Source organism: Leisingera sp. MMG026, assembly GCF_021654205.1.
In the GTDB taxonomy this organism is placed as follows: Bacteria; Pseudomonadota; Alphaproteobacteria; order Rhodobacterales; family Rhodobacteraceae; genus Leisingera.
On sequence record NZ_JAKFZM010000022.1, the window covers coordinates 53,972 to 69,132 of the forward strand.

General features: G+C 62.5%; 16 protein-coding genes. 4 read left to right on the forward strand and 12 right to left on the reverse strand.

Annotated elements, in window-relative coordinates; genetic code table 11:
* The first annotated feature begins 64 nt into the window (after positions 1-64).
* Entirely contained in the window at positions 65-553 is a 489-nt protein-coding gene (locus tag L1069_RS13670) for a heme-binding protein (protein WP_237456027.1), read from the forward strand.
* 100 nt (positions 554-653) lie between these two features.
* Here L1069_RS13670 and L1069_RS13675 read toward each other — a convergent pair whose 3' ends face one another.
* The gene (locus L1069_RS13675) at positions 654-1,862 is read right to left on the reverse strand and encodes an aminopeptidase P family protein (protein WP_129372141.1); all 1,209 of its coding nucleotides are present in this window, start codon (positions 1,860-1,862) and stop codon (positions 654-656) included.
* 211 nt (positions 1,863-2,073) lie between these two features.
* Entirely contained in the window at positions 2,074-2,859 is a 786-nt protein-coding gene (locus L1069_RS13680; protein WP_237456028.1) for an alpha/beta hydrolase, read from the reverse strand.
* Between the two features lie 196 nt (positions 2,860-3,055).
* Between L1069_RS13680 and L1069_RS13685 the strand changes: the two genes are divergently transcribed.
* A complete protein-coding gene (locus L1069_RS13685; RefSeq protein WP_237456029.1) occupies positions 3,056-4,528 on the forward strand; it encodes an NAD-dependent succinate-semialdehyde dehydrogenase in 1,473 nt (490 codons plus the stop codon).
* Positions 4,529-4,562: 34 nt separating this feature from the next.
* Here the strand turns inward: L1069_RS13685 and L1069_RS13690 are convergent, their stop codons facing one another.
* From L1069_RS13690 to L1069_RS13720, 7 genes are all read right to left on the reverse strand, one after another.
* Entirely contained in the window at positions 4,563-4,961 is a 399-nt protein-coding gene (locus L1069_RS13690) for a globin domain-containing protein (RefSeq protein ID WP_237456030.1), read from the reverse strand.
* A 180-nt stretch (positions 4,962-5,141) separates the two neighbouring features.
* The gene (locus tag L1069_RS13695) at positions 5,142-5,606 is read right to left on the reverse strand and encodes an Hsp20 family protein (RefSeq protein ID WP_129372145.1); all 465 of its coding nucleotides are present in this window, start codon (positions 5,604-5,606) and stop codon (positions 5,142-5,144) included.
* Between the two features lie 133 nt (positions 5,607-5,739).
* Positions 5,740-6,555, reverse strand: a complete 816-nt coding sequence (locus L1069_RS13700; RefSeq protein ID WP_237456031.1) for a trypsin-like serine protease — start codon at positions 6,553-6,555, stop codon at positions 5,740-5,742.
* Entirely contained in the window at positions 6,552-7,310 is a 759-nt protein-coding gene (locus L1069_RS13705) for a trypsin-like serine protease (RefSeq protein WP_237456044.1), read from the reverse strand. The genes L1069_RS13700 and L1069_RS13705 overlap by 4 nt, the downstream gene beginning before the upstream one ends.
* Positions 7,311-7,460: 150 nt before the next feature.
* Positions 7,461-8,783 carry a glycolate oxidase subunit GlcF gene (glcF, locus tag L1069_RS13710; RefSeq protein WP_237456032.1) on the reverse strand — a complete coding sequence of 441 codons (1,323 nt, stop codon included), beginning with the start codon at positions 8,781-8,783 and terminating at the stop codon, positions 7,461-7,463.
* Between the two features lie 4 nt (positions 8,784-8,787).
* Positions 8,788-9,894 (reverse strand): FAD-binding protein, encoded by a 1,107-nt coding sequence (locus L1069_RS13715; RefSeq protein WP_237456033.1) that lies wholly within the window; start codon positions 9,892-9,894, stop codon positions 8,788-8,790.
* Between the two features lie 52 nt (positions 9,895-9,946).
* The gene (locus L1069_RS13720) at positions 9,947-11,383 is read right to left on the reverse strand and encodes an FAD-linked oxidase C-terminal domain-containing protein (RefSeq protein ID WP_237456034.1); all 1,437 of its coding nucleotides are present in this window, start codon (positions 11,381-11,383) and stop codon (positions 9,947-9,949) included.
* A gap of 93 nt (positions 11,384-11,476) precedes the next feature.
* Between L1069_RS13720 and L1069_RS13725 the strand changes: the two genes are divergently transcribed.
* Both L1069_RS13725 and L1069_RS13730 read left to right on the forward strand, forming a co-directional pair.
* A complete protein-coding gene (locus L1069_RS13725; RefSeq protein ID WP_237456035.1) occupies positions 11,477-12,199 on the forward strand; it encodes a DUF599 domain-containing protein in 723 nt (240 codons plus the stop codon).
* A 36-nt stretch (positions 12,200-12,235) separates the two neighbouring features.
* Positions 12,236-12,592, forward strand: coding sequence for a hypothetical protein (locus L1069_RS13730; RefSeq protein WP_237456036.1), 357 nt, complete (start codon positions 12,236-12,238; stop codon positions 12,590-12,592).
* Between the two features lie 38 nt (positions 12,593-12,630).
* Here L1069_RS13730 and rlmH read toward each other — a convergent pair whose 3' ends face one another.
* The 3 genes from rlmH to L1069_RS13745 all read right to left on the reverse strand — a co-directional run bounded on the left by rlmH (position 12,631) and on the right by L1069_RS13745 (position 15,087).
* A complete protein-coding gene (rlmH, locus tag L1069_RS13735) occupies positions 12,631-13,101 on the reverse strand; it encodes a 23S rRNA (pseudouridine(1915)-N(3))-methyltransferase RlmH (RefSeq protein ID WP_237456037.1) in 471 nt (156 codons plus the stop codon).
* 61 nt (positions 13,102-13,162) lie between these two features.
* Complete coding sequence (rsfS, locus tag L1069_RS13740; RefSeq protein ID WP_129372154.1) at positions 13,163-13,543, reverse strand: ribosome silencing factor; 381 nt, start codon at positions 13,541-13,543, stop codon at positions 13,163-13,165.
* A 167-nt stretch (positions 13,544-13,710) separates the two neighbouring features.
* Positions 13,711-15,087 carry a mechanosensitive ion channel domain-containing protein gene (locus L1069_RS13745; protein ID WP_237456038.1) on the reverse strand — a complete coding sequence of 459 codons (1,377 nt, stop codon included), beginning with the start codon at positions 15,085-15,087 and terminating at the stop codon, positions 13,711-13,713.
* Positions 15,088-15,161: the final 74 nt, after the last annotated feature.

The window sequence follows — 15,161 nt, forward strand, 5'->3', positions numbered from 1 at the left end:
TTTTCATTCCGGCTTTACACGTAGTGTCCGCAGCATCTGCTACAAGGGATTCAAATAGATGAAAATGGTACTCTTCGGCGCGGCTGCGGCCGGTTTACTCGCAGCTTCTACCGCCGCAGCGGTTGAAATTCCGAACCGCCCGGCTCTGACAACCGAAATTGCCGAAGCAATCGCCAAAGAAGCGCTTGCAGATTGCCGCGCAAAAGAGACATCGGTATCGGTATCGGTCGTGAATGACCAAGGACGGCTGCTCTATTTCTTCCGGGGTGAAGGCACTGGTGCAAACACCATTCATACCAGCTTCCGGAAGGCCTACACATCCGCGTCCCTGAAAATTCCTACTTCAGTTCTCAATATGGCGCCGCAGGCGGACGGTTTCAGCCAGTTGGGGAAAATGGAAGACGACATCCTGCTGCTCACCGGAGGCCTGCCGCTGTTCCACGAGGGCAGTTTGATCGGCGCAATCGGTCTTTCGGGTGCGCCGGACCCGAACATTGAAGAGGCCTGCGGTGAAGCCGCAATCGCAAAAGTTCTAGACAGCAAAGACGGCTGACAGGCCGCTTTAAAACCCTCTCTCAACCAGACTGGCTCTCCTCGCCGGTGCACAGGGGGCGCACGCATGGCACCCCCTGCTTTTTCGCATTCTGCCCGCCTCAGCCGACGACGTTGAACTCCGGCCCATAGGGGTATTTGGTGATGTTCTCGTTGCCGTCCTCGTGGATGATCAGGATGTCATGCTCGCGGTAGCCGCCGGCCCCCGGCTGGCCGTCGGCGATGGTCAGCATCGGCTCCATTGAGATCACCATGCCCGGCTCCAGCACCGTATCGATGTCCTCGCGCAGCTCCAGCCCGGCCTCGCGGCCATAGTAGTGGGACAGCACGCCAAAGGAGTGGCCATAGCCGAAGGTGCGGTATTGCAACAGATCCTGCTCTTCAAAGAAGGCGTTGATCTGATGGGTGATTTCCGCACAGCTTGCGCCCGGCTTCAGCAGCGATATACCCAGTTCATGGGCCGCCACATTGGCCTCCCAGATGCGCAGGCTCTCGGCGTCCACTTCCTTGACGAACATGGTCCGCTCCAGCGCGGTGTAATAGCCCGAGATCATCGGGAAGGTGTTCAGCGACAGGATATCGCCGCGCTGCAGGGTACGCCCCGTCACCGGGTTGTGGGCGCCGTCGGTATTGATGCCGGACTGGAACCAGACCCAGCTGTCACGGTATTCGGCATCCGGAAACCGCTTGGCAATCTCCAGCTCCATCGCGTCCCGGCCGGCCATCGCCACATCAATCTCGCGCGCGCCTTCCTTGACTGCGTCACGGATTGCAAAGCCGCCGACGTCTGCCACCGCGGCACCGGCACGGATCATGTCCAGTTCCGCAGCCGATTTACCCATCCGCTGAACCATGGTGGGGTGGTACAGATCAACCAGGCTGGATGGCTCCAGGAAGCTCTCCAGCTTGGCCTTCTGCATCAGGGTCAGGTGATCGCTTTCAAAACCGACCACCGCGCCCGCGCCGCTGACCGACTTGATTGCACGCCAGAAGTTGTCGCGCTGCCAATCGGTATAGGTGATGTTGTCGCAGAACGACCGGCGCCAGGGCTGGCCCGCGTCGATGCCGGCCGAAATGGTCACCGCCTCGGAGGCGGTCACCACCATGCCATAAGGGCGGCCAAAGGCGCAGTAGGTGAAGCCCGAATAATACGAGATGTTGTGCATCGAGGTGAAGACAGCGGCAGTCACGCCGGTCTCAGCCATGATCTTGCGCAGGCCGGCAATGCGTGCCTCGTATTCCGAGACGGCAAATTGCAGCGGTGCTTTTTCACCATTGTGAAAACGGTACATTTCAGGACGTGAAGTCATATCAGACCCTTCCTTCTTACAAGAAAGGTCCCGGCGTTCAGGACGGTTTTGGAATGCTGGGGGCGGCATGTATTCCATGCGGCGACGCCATCGCCTGGCCCTTGCGCAGAAGATGCGGCGGAAACGGGATTCTGGCAAGTGAAATCTTGCCTGCCGCCTGCCGCATCCTTGCCTGGCCTACTTGTCCGGCCAGCCGGCCGGACAAGAGGTCTCAATTCACGATCAGCATCACCAGATCGCTTTCCGGGTCCGCCAGCGGCTCGATCACATTGAAATGATGCTTGCCAAAGGCGATAACGTGATCAGCCTCCCAGGCCTCCACCAGCCAGACCGCCTGATCCAGAAACGCCGGGCGTTCCTCGCCGCCGACCCAGACCGTCACGTCTGCGGGGTAGCGGTCCTGCATGTCCACCGGGCTTTCGGCAATCGCAGCCGCGGAATCCATCTGGAACTTCTGGTTCATCGTGGTGCGCAGCAAGGGGCGCAAATCCGACAATGGCGAAATCGGAATCACCGTCTTGATCCGCGCGCCCACATCTGCCGGCAGCAGCGCGCGGTCCAGCATCCGCGCCACCAGATGGCCGCCCGCCGAATGGCCCGCCAGCGCAATCGGCCCCGCAACCTCTTCCGCAATCCGGGTCACCGCCGCGGCAACCTGCCGGGTGATTTCCGCAATCCGCACTTCGGGGCACAGATCATACGACGGCATCGCCACCGCCCAGCCATGCGCCATCGCACCACGGGCCAGATGCGACCAAGTGCTTTTGTCGAAGGCCAGCCAATACCCACCATGAACAAAGACAAGAACACCCTTGGGCGTTCCTTCCGGCAGGAACAGGTCGAACCGCTGCCGCGCGCCCTCGCCATAGGGGAGGTCCAGCCGGGCGCGCTCATGCAGGCTGTTGCGGAAATCCTCAGCCGAGGCCGCCCAGCGCGGCGGGTAGCTGTCCGCATTTTCGATATATGCCCCGTTGGCATAGGCATCATCCAATTCCATGCCCGATCTCCCCTGTTTTTATTCTTTGCGGCTACCTGACAGTCTGACACAGGACATGTCAAATTGCCCGTCTGAAAAACTCCTTCCACGCCACGCGGCGGCGGATTTGATCAAATTCTGGACTCATCGATGATTCTGGACTTATTTAAGCACAGCTGATTTGCATTCCAGCGACAAAACATCCGGGAGGCCCGCAATGCTCGACGCAACCACAGACCTGAAATCCCTGCTCAAAGATCCCAGCCTGCTGGAAACCCGCGGCTATATCGGCGGTCAATTCGCTGAAGGCGAAAGCACCTTTGACGTGAAAAATCCGGCCCGCGGCGACGTGATTGCGCAGATGGCCGATATCAGCCGCGCCCAGGTGGCAGGCGCCATCGCCCAGGCCGAAGCCGCGCAGAAAGACTGGGCCAAATGGACCGGCAAGGAACGCGCCAACTGCTTGCGCAAGTGGTACGACCTGATGATGGAAAACCAGGAAGATCTGGCGGTGATCCTGACCGCCGAGATGGGCAAGCCGCTGGCGGAATCCCGCGGCGAGATCGCCTATGGCGCGTCATTCATTGAGTTTTTCGCGGAAGAGGCCAAGCGGATCTACGGCGAGACCATTCCCGGCCATCAGCGCGACAAGCGGATCACTGTGCTGAAGCAGCCGATCGGTGTGGCCGCCTCGATCACGCCGTGGAACTTCCCCAACGCAATGATCACCCGCAAGGCCGGCCCGGCGCTGGCCGCAGGCTGTGCCTTTGTCGCCCGCCCCGCCGCTGAGACCCCGCTGTCGGCCACCGTTCTGGCGGTGCTGGCGGATCGCGCAGGCATTCCGGCGGGCGTGTTCAACGTCGTGCCGTCGTCGCGCGCCTCGGAGATCGGCAAGGAGTTCTGCGAGAACGATGCCGTGCGCAAGCTGACCTTCACCGGCTCCACCGAAGTGGGCCGCATCCTGATGCGCCAGGCAGCGGACACCGTGATGAAATGCTCGATGGAGCTGGGCGGCAATGCGCCGTTCATCGTGTTTGACGACGCAGATCTGAACGCCGCAGTCGAAGGCGCCATCATGTGCAAGTTCCGCAACAACGGCCAGACCTGCGTCTGCGCCAACCGGATCTATGTGCAGGCCGGCGTTTACGATGCTTTTGCGGAGAAGCTGAAAGCCGCGGTCGAGAAAATGAACGTCGGCGACGGCCTTAACGACGGCATCCATTTCGGCCCGCTGATAAACAAGGAAGCGGTTGAGAAGGTGCAGGAGCATATTGCCGACGCCACCGCCAAAGGCGGCGAAGTGATCCTGGGCGGCAACCCGTCGGAACTGGGCGGCAGCTTCTTTCAGCCGACCATCGTCAAGGGCGCAACCCGCGAAATGGCATTCGCCACGGATGAAACCTTTGGCCCGCTCGCTCCGCTGTTCAAGTTTGAGGACGAGGACGAGGTTATCGCGATGGCCAATGACACCATCTTTGGCCTGGCATCCTATTTCTATGCCAAGGATCTGAGCCGCGTGTACAAGGTCGCCGAGGCGCTGGAATACGGGATTGTGGGTGTGAACACCGGCATCATTTCCACCGAGGTGGCCCCGTTCGGCGGCGTAAAGCAATCGGGCCTGGGCCGCGAAGGCAGCCACCACGGCATCGAGGATTACCTGGAGATGAAATACATCTGCATGGCAGTCTGACCCGGCTGGCGGTCAGCACCAGGGCAGTACCGTGTCAGTGCCGGGTCAGCGTCCCGGCCACCTGACTGATGGCGCTGGCCCAGGCGGATTCCGTCTTTGTGTCCAGCGCCGGGCCTAAAACATCGCGCAAAGCGGCAATCAGCGCCCGCTTTGCCGCCTCGCTCTCCCGCGCGCTAAGCTGCAGGTGCGCATGCGCCTGGAGCAGTTGCGCGCCCAGGTCTTCCAATGTGCGCGGATCGTCCAGATTGCGCACGCAGGCGGCAATCATCGCTGTCAGCATTGCCTTCTGCTTCACAAAATTTCCACGGAACATGCCGCGTGCTTCTGGCAGGCGGGTGAACAGATGCACATAAAAACGCTCAGCCAGATCCGCCTTGCGGGCAAAGATCCCGGCAAAGCTTTGCTGAACATGCTGGATTTCCTGAGGGTTCATCAATCCGCCTTTGCGCTGCGGCACCAATTACTCTGCCTCCGATCCTGCCTCCCAATACCTAAAGAAACATTTACGCCTTCAACCATACCCCGCAGCTGTCCCCGCGGGGACAACCCGGTGAAACGAAAAAACCCCCTGGCAGAACCAGGGGGCTGAAGCACTCGAACCTTGATCGCGGGATCAGTTGACCGCCGTGGCCTCGATCTCGGCGCGGTTCGGGCGGGAGGAGGAGATTTCGATCCGGCGTGGTTTCAGCGCCTCGGGCACTTCGCGGTGCAGATCGATATGCAGCATACCGTTTTCATGGCTGGCACCGGTCACGCGGACATGGTCGGCCAAGGTGAAACGGCGCTCAAAGGCGCGGGTGGCAATGCCCCGGTGCAGGAAGGAGCGGTCATCGCCGTCCTCGGCCTTTTTGGCGGTCACCACCAACGCGTTTTCCTTAACCTCGACATTCAGATCGTCTTCGGCAAAACCGGCAACCGCGATCGAAATGCGATAGCTGTCGGCGTCGGTCTTTTCGATATTATAGGGCGGGTAGCTGGACTGGGCGGCATCCGCGCTAAGGGCGCGGTCCATCAGGCTGGCGATCTGGTCGAAACCGATGGTGGCGCGGTGCAGCGGTGCAAAATCAAATGTACGCATAGTGTCATCCTCATTCATGAGCGATTTCAGGGCGCCTTCCCCGCAGGGACAGGCTGGTCTTTTCCGGGCCCCAATCAGCGGCGGCCCGGATAGACCTGAGATAAGAACGTAAAATGCGGCTTCAAGAGGGGGATCAGTCGCCCACAGTCACAAATTTCGCGCCACCCGCCGACGCGCCGCCGCCTACCCGGACGCGTTTAATCCGCCGGTCGGGCGCGGCCACCGGATTGCGGCGCAGCTGCGCCTTCAGTTCCGCCACCCGTTGCGGCAGTTTCATGCCGAACGCCACCTGCTTGCCGCGGTAATTGCCACCGCCGGAAACCAGCGCCAGGATTCGCCCGCGCCCGCCCACTTGCGAAAACACCGGCGCTCCGGAAGAGCCGAAAGTGACATTGCAGTCGATCATCAGCACGTCACCGCTTTCCCCCATCAGGTTGCACTGGCGTTGCCGCGACAGCGCCTCGGCGCGGCCCTGCCCATAAGATGTGACAGAGATATCGCTGCCGTATTCGCGTCCCGAATGCAGCGCAAAAGCATCTGCCTGACCGCTGAGCACCGGCGCAGTCAACCGGATCAGCGCCACGTCGTGACGGATGTTATTCAAATCAAGCCGTCCCCGCGGGTTGAACCCCGGATGCGCGGCGATCTGCAGCCCCCGGCGTTCGGCTATGGCAGTCCCGTCGCGCAAACCCGCGCGGAAAGTGATCTGCTCAGCCGCGCGCAAATTCCTGTTGCGGTCATAGACACAATGCGCTGCGGTCAGCACCAGTTCCGGTGCAATCAGCGTGCCGGTGCAAAAGCCCTGGCCGTTCAGCTCAAGCCGCCCGACGGCCTCCCAGCCCAGCAGGTCATCGCGGTCAGTCAAGCGCCGCAGACCGGTGCCCTGGGCCGTTGCCTGCCCAGCGTACGCCAGGGTGGCAACAGCCAGCATCAGTGCCCGCCAATTCATTGGCTGATGAACTTCGCACCGGAGGAGCTGCGCCCCTCCCCCACCTTCACCCGACCAACACCAGGCGGCAGGCGGCCACGGGTATTCACACCCGTCAGCTGCGCCTGCAGCAGGGTCAGTTCCTCGGCCAGGGCAGAACCAAGCGAGACCCGCTCGCCGCTGACCTCGGCCTTGGCGGAGATCACCGAGACAATCCGCGGGGTGCCGTCCTCGAAAGAGAATACCGGCGCGCCGGAGGAGCCGAAATCGACGTCGCAGGACATCACCAGCACGCCCTGCTGGCGCGCCATCACCGCGCAGACCTCTTGCAGCGACGGCGCCTCGGACCGGTCATGCGCATAAGAAACCACACCGATGCTGGCCCCCTTGCGCGGGCGCTCGTCGGTTTCAAAGGGTGTCACGGTGGTGTTGCGGATCGGGCGCTGCAATTGCAGCAGGGCAATGTCGTTGCGGACCCGGTCGGTCGACAGTTCGCCGTCATAGACATAGGAGGGATGTTCAACCGCCCGCCGCACGCTGCGGTAAGCCGAGGCGCGCCCGTTGCGCCAGCCGGCCAGGAATTCGATGGTGGCAGGGTCGATGCGCGCCTTGGTCTGGCTGTCATAAAGGCAATGGGCGGCGGTCAGCACCTGATCCGGCGCAATCAGCGCGCCGGTGCAAAACCCCTCGCCGTTCACATCAAGACGCCCGACCGCTTCCCATTTGCGGCCCGCATCCATTGTGTCCATCCGCTGCAAAAGGCTGTCCTGCGCCATCGCCGCCGCCGGCAGCACGGCTGCCAGAACCGCCAGAATCCATTGCCTCACATGTCTCTCCTCTTATCCACCGGTTGGGAGATTACGGGTCCGTTCAGGCAAAATTAGGGCAAATGCACAGTTTATGCAGCCCGATTCCTTTTGCGCGCTTTAACGCAGGACCGGCACCCCCGGCGCGCGTTTGCCCGGCGCCGTCAGCGCGGGCGGCTGCGGCCCGCCAGTTGCCCAGTCCAGCAGCTCCACCGTGTGCACAATAGGCAGTTCTGTGCCGGAACCGATCTGCATCATGCAGCCGATATTGCCCGCGGCGATCAGATCGGGCTGCTTGGCTTCCAGTGTCTTGACCTTGCGGGCCTTCAGTTCGGTGGAAATCTCCGGCTGCATCAGGTTGTAGGTGCCGGCCGATCCGCAGCACAGATGGCTGTCTGCGGGTTCCACCACCGTGAACCCTGCACGCCTCAAAAGCGTCTTGGGGTGTGTCTTGATCTGCTGGCCATGCTGCAGCGAACAGGCGGCGTGGTAGGCGACGGTCAGCCCCTTATCCGCACCCTCAGGGAACTCCAGCTGCATCAGCAGTTCAGTGATATCCATGGTGCGTTCCGACACCCGCGCAGCATCCGCGGCCAGCGGATCATTGCGGAACATATGGCCGTAATCCTTGACCGTGGTGCCGCAGCCCGAGGTGTTTATGACAATGGCATCCAGCCCCTGCCCGTCCATCTCCGCACCCCAGGCGTGGATGTTCTTTGCCGCCGTGGCGTGACTTTCGTCCTCGCGTCCCATGTGATGTGTCAGCGCGCCGCAGCAGCCCGCGCCTTTGGCCACCACCACCTCGCAGCCCAGCCGGGTCAGCAACCGGATGGTGGCGTCGTTGATATCGGTGTTCAGCGCCTTTTGCGCGCAGCCGGTCATCAGCGCCACCCGTTTCTTGCGGACTGCAGCAGCGGCAAAGCTTTGCGGATCGTCGTTGCGGCTGACCGGCGGGATGTGCCCCGGCGCCATATCCAGCATTGCCCTGAGCCGCGCATCCGGCATCAGCCCCTTCAAGGGTTTCGCCAGTTTCGCGCCAAACAGCGCCAGACGGAACCGGCCCGGATAAGGCAGGATCCGGGCCAGCAGCCAGCGCAGGGCGCGGTCGCTCCAGGGCCGGTCATAGTGTTTTTCGATATAGGCGCGGGCGTGGTCGACCAGATGCATGTAATGCACGCCCGAGGGACAGGTGGTCATGCAGGCCAGGCACGACAGGCAGCGGTCGATGTGCTTGACCGTCTTTTCGTCCGGCACCCGTGCGTTCTCCAGCATATCCTTGATCAGGTAAATGCGGCCGCGCGGGCTGTCCAGCTCATCACCCAGCACCTGGTATGTCGGGCAGGTCGCCGTGCAAAATCCGCAATGCACACAAGAGCGCAGGATCTCGTTGGCGCGCCGGGTGCCCGGGTCCCGCAGCTGCGCATCGGTAAAGGTGGTCTGCATGTGCTTATCCCATCAGTCCGGGGTTGAGGAGTCCCTTCGGGTCGAACTGGCGCCGCAGCCCCTCGGAGATTGCCGCGAGGGGGCCGGGCTGCGGCTGGAACACGCCAAGCCGCTTGCGGGTGTCCGCGCCGGCCCGCACCAGCGTGGCATGGCCCGGCACGCCGATGCGCGCGCGCAGATCAGTGCCCGCAGGCACCAGTGCCCAAATCAGCCCGCCGCCCCAGTCGAACTGCAGCGCCTCGGCCTGCAGCCGCGGTGCCAGCGCAACGGCATCGGAGGGTTTCACCGAAATCCGCCAAACATCGCCTGCCCGCCCGTGAAAGCCCGCGCCATCGCGGATGCCTTGCCACAGGCCGACGTCCTCGCTTTCGATCTGCGGACTGCCAAAGCCACCCAATTCCGATACCAGCTTGCGGCACCGGTAGGCCGCTGAGTCCGCAAACCCCTCGACCCGGACAAAGGCGGTTTGCTTCTCCGGATCATAGGCCGCGCCGGTCACGTCATAGGGGGACCCCAAAGCCGCGGACATCGCCGCCACCGCGGCAGCCAGATCAGCGCCCTCAATGGCAACTGTTGCCGACGCCTCGGCGCGCGGCAGCACCTTCATCGACACCTCGCTCAGCACTCCCAGGGTGCCATGGGCGCCGCACATCAGTTTCACCAGATCATAGCCGGTGACATTCTTCATCACCCGGCCGCCGTTCTTCACCGCTTGGCCGGAACCATCCACAAAGCGCACTCCCAGCAAGTGGTCCCGCGCCGCCCCCGCCTGGATGCGGCGGGGACCGGAGACGCCTGCGGCAATCACCCCGCCAATGGTCGGCTCGCCCACAGTGCCCAGCAGCCCGCGATGATCCATCGGCTCAAACGCCAGCTGCTGATTTTCCGCGGCCAGCAGTGCCTCGACCTCAGCCACCGGCGTGCCCGCCCGGACCACAAGCGTCAGCGCGCCGGGTTCATAAAGCTCCACGCCGGACAGGCCTCTGGTACTCAGCCCTTCGCCGTCAATGGCAAGCCCGCGGGTGCCGCCGCCCTGGACGCACAGCGGTCCGCTTGCTCCTGCTAGCATTTCGGCCAGTTCGGCCTCGCTCTGAGGTGTCAGCATCTTCATCTTTCCAAAAAATACTCTGGGGTTTGGGGCAAAGCCCCAATCATTCAGCCGCCTATGCCGCCGCCCGGCGGCCCTCGCTCACCGATAGCGGAAACACCTTGGCCGGATTGAGCAGCCACTTCGGGTCGAACACATCCTTGACCTTCAACTGCGCCTCAAGGTCCGCCGCCGTGTACTGATGCAGCATCAGATCGCGTTTTTCGATCCCGACCCCGTGCTCACCGGTCAAACAGCCGCCGGCCTCGACACAGAGTTTCAGGATCTCTGCCCCGAAAGCCTCGCAGGTTTCCAGATCGCCGGGCTTGTTGGCATCAAACAGGATCAGCGGGTGCATGTTGCCGTCCCCGGCATGGAACACATTCGCCACATCCAATCCGAACTCCTGGCTCATCTCACCAATGCGACGCAGCACAAACGGCAGCGAGGACACCGGGATAGTGCCATCGAGGCACATGTAGTCGTTGATCTGCCCCATCGCGCCAAAGGCCGACTTGCGGCCTAGCCAGATCCGGCCGGCCTCTTCCGCATCGCCGGCCTCGCGCAGCTCTACCGGATTGTGGGACCGGGCGATTTCAATTATCAGCCCCAGCTGGTGATCAATTTCCTCGGGACTGCCCTCGACCTCGACGATCAGCAGCGCCTCGCACATCGGGTAACCAGCCTTGGCAAAGGCCTCGCAGGCCTCGATACAGGGGCGGTCCATGAATTCGATCGCCACCGGCAAGACACCCGCTTTGATGATGTCCGAGACACAGGCACCGGCCACCTCATTGCTGTCATAGCCGATCAGCACCGGCCGCGCGCCTTCGGGCTTGCGCAGGATCCGCAGGGTGGCCTCTGTCACCACGCCCAGCTGGCCTTCGCTGCCGCAAATCACACCCAGGAGATCCAGCCCGCCTGCATCCAGATGCGCTCCGCCGATCTCCACCACGGTGCCGTCCATCATCACCATGGTGACGCCCAGCAGGTTGTTCGTCGTCACGCCATACTTAAGGCAATGCGCCCCGCCCGAGTTCATTGCGATATTACCGGCAATGGCACAGGCCAGCTGCGAGGACGGGTCGGGCGCATAGAAGAAGTCCTCCTCCTCCACCGCGCCGGAAACACTCAGGTTGGTGCGCCCGGTCTGAACCCGGATGATGCGGTTGCCGTAATCGGTTTCCAGAACCCCGTTCATACGCGCCACGCCAAGGATGACGCAATCCGCCGTCGGCAGCGCCCCGCCCGCCAGCGACGTGCCAGCACCGCGCGGCACTACCGGCACGCCTTCCGCGTGGCAGATCCGCAGAATGTCCGAGACCTCCTGCGTGCTCCGCGGCAGCACCGCCAGCAGCGGCGGGCATTTATAGGCCGTCAGCGCGTCGCATTCATAAGCGCGGGTCTCCGCCGCGTCCTGAATCACCGCATCATCAGGCAGCACAGCCAGCAACCGCTCGGCAAGCCGCGCTTTGCGGGCCAGAATGGCGGGGTTCGGGGATGGCATCTCCATGGCGCTCTCCTATTTGGTAAAGTAATATTACCAATTACGCCACCTGGCAAGAGACGGATTGCCGCGCCAGGATCAGCCCCCTAGTGTCGGGCCATGATCTGGACCGCCCGCCTTGCGCAATTCTCCCTGTTCGACCTTGCGGCTCTCGCCCTGCTGATTGCAGGCTGGCTGTGGATCGGCTGGCGGATCGAGAACCCGCCTGCGGGGCGGCCCTCGGTGTCCTGGCTGATGGCGGATTTCCGGCGCGACTGGATGAAACAGATGGTCGAACGCGATCCGCGGATCTTTGATGCGCAGCTGGCGGGCAACCTGCGCCAGGCCACGGCCTTCTTTGCCTCTGCCGCGATGATAGCGATTGGCGGCGGGCTGGCCCTGATCGGCAATACCGAGCAGCTTGCCGGAGTGGCCGAAGACCTGATCCAGGACAGCGCCCCGGCCTTTGTCTGGGAGGTTAAGATCCTGGTGGTGCTGCTGTTTCTATCAAATGCGTTTTTGAAATTTGTCTGGTCGCACCGGCTGTTCGGCTATTGTGCGGTGCTGATGGCCGCAGTGCCGAATGACCGCAAGGATCCGCTTGCCTACCCCCGCGCCGCGCAGGCCGCCGAAATCAGCATCACCGCCGCGCGCAGCTTCAACCGCGGCATGCGGGCGACGTATTTTGCGCTGGCTGCCGTGGCCTGGCTGGCGGGCGCGCTGCCGCTGGCAGGCGCCGCGGTGATCACCTTTGCGGTGCTGTACCGGCGGGAATTTGCCTCGCACTCCCGCACAATCCTGCTGCGCATCCCGCCAATCAGCAAAGGGGACACAGTTTCGTGACTGCACCTCTTCCGGGCGCGCGGCTAAGGTAGCGCCATGAAACAGACCCTTGCCGTCTTCGTACTCTGCTCCATCGCGATTCCTGCCTTTGCGGAAGAGCCGGTGATCGAAAATGCAACAGCCCGTCAATCCGGCGGCGGCCGGACGGTCAGCGTCACTCTTTCCCACCCCGATACCGGCTGGGATCACTATGCCGACGGCTGGCGGGTGCTGGACATGGCGGGCAAGGAGCTGGGCCTGCGCGTGCTGGCGCATCCGCATGAACACGAACAGCCTTTTACCCGGTCTCTCAACGGCGTGCAGATCCCGGATCGCACTACCCAAGTTCAAATTCAGGCCCGCTGCCTGGTGGACGGGTGGAGCCAGGACACATACGTCCTCACTCTGCCCTGATCTTCATCTTTCTGAAAATACTCGCGCCGCAGGCGCATTCAGACCCTATGGTACGGGCTGCCCGCCAGAATGGTTGCGGCGCGGTAGATCTGCTCGGCCAGCATCACCCGCACCAGCATATGCGGCCAGACCATCTTGCCAAAGGAGATCGAGAAATCGGCCTCGGCCCGCAAGCCGGGATCAATCCCGTCTGCCCCGCCGATAATCAGCGCCAGATCCTGACGGCCGCTGTCGCGCCAGCCTGCCAGCCTGCCCGCAAAATCCGGGGAAGAGATCACCTTGCCGCGCTCGTCCAGGGTGCAGATCACCGCGCCCTTGGGCAAGGCCTTGCGCAGCAATGCTGCCTCAGCCGCCATGCCGCCATTCTTCTTGTCCTCAATCTCCACCACCCGCGCAGGCCCCAGGCCCAGCGCGCGGCCGGTCCGGTCGAACCGGGCAATATAGTCGTCGATGAGGGATTTTTCAGGGCCAGCCCGCAACCGGCCGGCCGCACAGATATGCAGTCGCATGAAATTCCAAAAGCAATCCGGCCCGCACCCAGGCGCGGGCCTGCATCAAATCAGCCTTGGATCAGCCCTCGGCAGCCGGGGTTGACGGGGCTGCCGCAGTGCCTGTGGGCATCCACATCTTCTCGAGCTGATAAAACTCGCGCACTTCCGGGCGGAAGATATGGACAATCACATCACCGGTGTCGATCAGAACCCAGTCGCCGGTATCCTTGCCTTCGACCTTGCAGCCAAGCTGGTATTCCTGTTTGAGCCGGTCGGTCAGCTTTTCAGCCATGGCGGCAACCTGGCGGGTGGAGCGGCCCGAGGCCAGCACCATGTAATCGCCGATCGCCGTCTTGCCGCGCAGGTCGATCTGCACCACATCTTCGGCTTTGTCATCGCTGAGTGAGGAGAGAATCCGCTCCAGCAGCTGTTCGCTGGTGGGCTGGGACTGGGAAGCCATCACGGCTGCCCCATTGACAGCGGCATCCGCCGCTTGAGGTACGGGTGACAGGACAGAGTCCTCCTTGCAACGCGCCGCCAAGCCCCGGCGCCGGGCCTATTAATAATGTAGCAACCAGATGGTGAATTTTCAATGAAACCCCGCTCCGGCGATGCAAGCCCTGTGCTTTATCCCTCATTTCCGGCAGGTGCAACCCTGACCGGCAGCGGGTCGTTCAGCATCCGCACTTCGCGCTGCGGGAAGGGGATCGAGATGTTTTCGGCCTGGAACGCATCCCACAGCGCCAGATAGACATTGCCGCGGATATTGGTGAGGCCGCCAGTGGGATCGTCGATCCAGATTCTGAGAACATAATCAACGCTGCTGTCGCCAAAACCGGTGATATGGCAGACCGGCTTTTTGCCGCCTGCGCTCAGCACTCTGTTCACTCCCAAGGCCGCCTGTATTGCGATCTTGCGCACCTTGTGCGGGTCGTCGCCGTAACCGGTGCCGAACGTCAGATCCAGCCGCACGAATTTATCGGAATGCGACCAGTTCACCACCTGCGAGGTGATCAGGTCCTCATTAGGAATCAGGTATTCCCGGCCATCGCGGGTCACGACCGAGACATAGCGCGCACCCAGCGCGTTGATCCAGCCGAAGGTGTCTCCGAGACTGATCACATCGCCCGGCTTGATCGACTTGTCCAACAGGATGATGAGACCCGACACCAGATTCGACACCACTTTTTGCAGGCCGAAACCAAGACCCACACCAATGGCGCCGGACAGCACTGCCAGCCCGGTCAGGTCGATGCCGATGGCCTTAAGGCCAATGAAGAACGCACCGCCGAACAGCAGGATCTGCGCCATCTTGGCGCCCAGCACCTGCATTGACGGGGAGATATCGGCGTTGCCGCGGATACGGTTGGCCGCCACCGATGAAATCACCCGCGCCAGCGTCAGCATGACGCCAAGAATGACCGCCGCCTGAACCACCAGATAGAGCGAGATCCTAAGGTCGCCGAATTCGATGGCGACGCCGTCCAGCAGATGAATTGCCTCTTGGGTGATGCCCAGAATACGCAGGGTGATCCAGGTCCAGGCGCCGTATTTCACCAGGTTCCGCAGCAAGGGATTGCCGACCAGTCTGGTCGCAAATGAGACAATCAGCCAGGCCAGCGACAGGTTGCCGATCAGCTCCAGCAGCCGCGAGCGGCTGGGCCAGGTCGCCTCCTGCATGATCAGCACCACCAGCCAGATCAGCAGCACAAACAGGATGCCGCGGATCCGTTTGTGCAGCACCAGCCCCACCCGCATCCGCCAGCGCGGCCAGCCCTCGCGCCCGCGCAGCCAGTCATGGAACGCGCTGCCCAACGGCTTGGCGATCAGGGCGGCCAGCACGAACACCGCCAGTGCAATGCCAACCTGATAGGCGTTCCAAGGCCTTAGCAGAAGCTCGCCCCCCTGCATCAGCAAGTCCCAGATCTGCTGCCCGAATTCCAGCGCGTCGGCGGTGCTTTCCGCGATTGCGTCCTTTGGCAGGGTCTGCTCTTCCGGCTCCATCACGCCCCCTTTTTTTTCCGCCAGTGTGCCGCTCCTGAATGCTTTGATCAAGAACAGACAAGGGCGGCGCCCGG

Coding starts and splice junctions, on each gene's coding strand:
- L1069_RS13670 (WP_237456027.1), top strand. CDS start 65: ATGGTACTCTTCGGCGCGGCTGCGGCCGGTTTACTCGCAGCTTCTACC.
- L1069_RS13675 (WP_129372141.1), bottom strand. CDS start 1,862: ATGACTTCACGTCCTGAAATGTACCGTTTTCACAATGGTGAAAAAGCA.
- L1069_RS13680 (WP_237456028.1), bottom strand. CDS start 2,859: ATGGAATTGGATGATGCCTATGCCAACGGGGCATATATCGAAAATGCG.
- L1069_RS13685 (WP_237456029.1), top strand. CDS start 3,056: ATGCTCGACGCAACCACAGACCTGAAATCCCTGCTCAAAGATCCCAGC.
- L1069_RS13690 (WP_237456030.1), bottom strand. CDS start 4,961: ATGAACCCTCAGGAAATCCAGCATGTTCAGCAAAGCTTTGCCGGGATC.
- L1069_RS13695 (WP_129372145.1), bottom strand. CDS start 5,606: ATGCGTACATTTGATTTTGCACCGCTGCACCGCGCCACCATCGGTTTC.
- L1069_RS13700 (WP_237456031.1), bottom strand. CDS start 6,555: ATGAATTGGCGGGCACTGATGCTGGCTGTTGCCACCCTGGCGTACGCT.
- L1069_RS13705 (WP_237456044.1), bottom strand. CDS start 7,310: ATGGCGCAGGACAGCCTTTTGCAGCGGATGGACACAATGGATGCGGGC.
- glcF (WP_237456032.1), bottom strand. CDS start 8,783: ATGCAGACCACCTTTACCGATGCGCAGCTGCGGGACCCGGGCACCCGG.
- L1069_RS13715 (WP_237456033.1), bottom strand. CDS start 9,894: ATGAAGATGCTGACACCTCAGAGCGAGGCCGAACTGGCCGAAATGCTA.
- L1069_RS13720 (WP_237456034.1), bottom strand. CDS start 11,383: ATGGAGATGCCATCCCCGAACCCCGCCATTCTGGCCCGCAAAGCGCGG.
- L1069_RS13725 (WP_237456035.1), top strand. CDS start 11,477: ATGATCTGGACCGCCCGCCTTGCGCAATTCTCCCTGTTCGACCTTGCG.
- L1069_RS13730 (WP_237456036.1), top strand. CDS start 12,236: ATGAAACAGACCCTTGCCGTCTTCGTACTCTGCTCCATCGCGATTCCT.
- rlmH (WP_237456037.1), bottom strand. CDS start 13,101: ATGCGACTGCATATCTGTGCGGCCGGCCGGTTGCGGGCTGGCCCTGAA.
- rsfS (WP_129372154.1), bottom strand. CDS start 13,543: ATGGCTTCCCAGTCCCAGCCCACCAGCGAACAGCTGCTGGAGCGGATT.
- L1069_RS13745 (WP_237456038.1), bottom strand. CDS start 15,087: ATGGAGCCGGAAGAGCAGACCCTGCCAAAGGACGCAATCGCGGAAAGC.